Origin of the sequence: Vibrio sp. 1151_11, from assembly GCF_029478525.1 — a bacterium.
Classification (GTDB): Bacteria; Pseudomonadota; Gammaproteobacteria; order Enterobacterales; family Vibrionaceae; genus Vibrio; species Vibrio anguillarum.
Window position 1 is genome coordinate 1 of the sequence record NZ_SHMN01000070.1, and the last position, 2,635, is coordinate 2,635.

A 2,635-nucleotide genomic window follows, 5' to 3' on the forward strand; every position below is an offset into this window, starting at 1 on the left:
GGGAATAGTCTCGTCGATTCACGTTACGAACTGTATGATAAAAAAGCTTCCACAACTCACTTGCGTCAGAATCTTCGTATTTTCTAATTTTGATCATGCTACTTATACCAACATTCAGCTAACGCCCAATTAAGTGGTGAACAACGCACTGACCAAGCCGCTGCATTGCACCGTAAAGCACTTTACCTGACGCATAGTAAAACTGCCACGCGTTGAGAATCCACTTAAATTGTTTGTTATGCGTATTTTTCCTCGAACATCTGTTTATAGGATTTAGTCTGCAATGCTGATTCTGTTAGCCCAAACATACTAGCTAGGGTTTCAAGTTCTGACTTATAAGTAGCTAGCATCGATTCATCGTCTGTCATGATGGCGAACTCTGCAAAGTTACCAATGCCATCTAGAGAGTCAACCGTGATATGAAACTTGTCGATAAAATAAATACTTCGAATTTTGGTCGCTTTCAAAGTAATTTCGTACCCCATCGTTTCAAGCATACTTTTAGCACTTTCAACATCTGTAATATTAGTCGCTTCACATCGATCTACCTCTGGACCTTTAACAATCCAAAGCTTGATACCTGACGGCTTCATAGTACGAATACAGACGCTCTTATTCTGCCGGTATAATGATTTATCAGGGGTATCAAAATACCAGTCGGATTCTAGATTGTCCTCAAGCATGATTTCATGGGGTGTATGTTTTAAAACATTCAAGAAATTAGTCTTCGACTCAAGGCGATACTTAAGTTCTACCTCATATTTACCTTGAAAATGCTGATCACTCATTTTGTAATCCAATAACAAAATGAGAATTTTACCATATGAGTGAGTAGCTAAACATGACCGTACGCATAACGCCCGGCTAAGGGGTTGACAACGCATAGCCGAACTCAAAAAACACACCGTAAACACTGAATTTCAATTTTGCACTAAAACCGCCAAGCGTTGGCAATCCCTCTTGAGCCGTTTGTTATAACGCATTTTCTACTGCACCTAACCAAGAAGGTACGTTCTTTTTATACCAGTCTATATACGTTGATGCTTCAGATTTATTACGACTAATCAGTATGTTAACCACTTCAATAACTATCCAGCACTTTGCAAAAACCAAATGCTTCGTTAACTCATTGGCGGTAAATGCGGAATTATATTGAGTGTATTGCTCGACAATCGAGGTGTACTCATGAATTGACCCTAAACCTTGTACTAAAGGGGCTAAATCAATTGCTGGGCTACCATAACCAAAACGCTCCCAGTCAAATAATACCAACTCACCATTCTTTCTCGTGCCCCAATTTCCATCATTCGTATCACCCGAAATTAAGCCAGAATGCTCAAATAGAACATGAGACAAGGTTTGTATTGATACTATCGCATTTTGGGAAGAGCAAGGAAGGCTTAAGGCCTCAAGAGCTGACTCAGTTGAAGTAACTGACCAATAATGTTCTTTGGGACTAAAGAATGGATTGTATTTTGAGCAGTGAATGCTGCTCAATTGTTCAAAAACGCTCGAATTTGCTCGCAGTTCTGTTAACGTTACCCGATTAGGAATGAGCTCAATAAAAAGATCATTTCTTTGCACCTTATAGAGCTTAGGAACATTGACACCTTCGAGCATGGGAGCTGCGTATTGGTAAAAATTAACCTCTACATCCGAAGCGTCTTGCTTACGAATACAAAGAGAGCCATCAAACGCTTCCATAGTAACTCGAGCTGCACCCATTTTCGATAGATCTTGTGTACTCATAACTCTCCTGCGTTATAACGCCCGGCTAAGGGGTTGACAACGCACCGCCGAACTTAAAAAACACACTGTAAACACTGAACTGCAATTTTGCACTAAAACCGCCAAGCGTTGGCAATCCCTCTTGAGCCGTTTGTTATGCAAATTCAATAAGATAAACTGACTTTACTCGATCAAAAACCACAATTGCAATGGTTGAGTGGTCCAAGAACCAACCCAGCCAGAGCCGTGATAAATAAGCCGCCAAAACAAAGCCCACCTTTCAACAACAAACCAAGCTTTTGAATGAGACAAACTCAACAAGCAAGACTTTCAGCAAATGCGAAATACTCGATAAACTTGCCCTTTCCACACTTTGCGCCCGCTAAATTGACAACAAACCAGCACCAAAACTCATTGAGGCAAACAAAGAACCTTGCCTGTTTTACGGTTTAAGTTAACCATGAATTTGAAGGTAAAAATGCTCATTTGCCGACAACACAAAACGAATGGCCGGAGAAATCCCAAAAGATTGAGCCCTAAATTTACCTGAGTTGCATAACGCCGCATTAAGTGGTGAGCAACGCAGACCACTGCACCTAACGTATTGTACCGTAAACACTTAAGCCGAAGCGAACCGAAAATGCCGAGCGTTGGGAATCCGTCTTAAATGCCTTGTTAGGCTATTAATCCACCAATTCAATACCTAAGCTTTCTAATAAGCTCAACGCTTCATATCGTGAAAACTTAGCCTTTTTAACGTTATTTTCTAGTACGTCAATTGAGTATGCTGTTGATTCACTGAAATCAACCCCTTGCAAATTTGTTCTCATAAATAAACTGTGGCTAAAATCACTATAAATCATTATTGAACCTGCAAAGTTACCTTCACGGAAATCAACATCATGCA

3 protein-coding genes and 1 pseudogene are annotated in these 2,635 nt (G+C 40.3%); all 4 read right to left on the reverse strand.

The window, feature by feature from the left end; genetic code table 11:
• A pseudogene (locus EXZ60_RS18710) lies at positions 1-97 on the reverse strand (GNAT family N-acetyltransferase); the annotation flags it as partial.
• A gap of 139 nt (positions 98-236) precedes the next feature.
• Entirely contained in the window at positions 237-788 is a 552-nt protein-coding gene (gene cyaB / locus EXZ60_RS18715; RefSeq protein WP_277436142.1) for a class IV adenylate cyclase, read from the reverse strand.
• Positions 789-972: 184 nt separating this feature from the next.
• Complete coding sequence (locus tag EXZ60_RS18720) at positions 973-1,749, reverse strand: choline kinase (protein WP_277436143.1); 777 nt, start codon at positions 1,747-1,749, stop codon at positions 973-975.
• 662 nt (positions 1,750-2,411) lie between these two features.
• Positions 2,412-2,635, reverse strand: a 224-nt coding sequence (locus EXZ60_RS18725; RefSeq protein ID WP_277436144.1) for a pentapeptide repeat-containing protein, incomplete at its 5' end; no start/stop codon positions are given.

Coding starts and splice junctions, on each gene's coding strand:
- cyaB (WP_277436142.1), bottom strand. CDS start 788: ATGAGTGATCAGCATTTTCAAGGTAAATATGAGGTAGAACTTAAGTAT.
- EXZ60_RS18720 (WP_277436143.1), bottom strand. CDS start 1,749: ATGAGTACACAAGATCTATCGAAAATGGGTGCAGCTCGAGTTACTATG.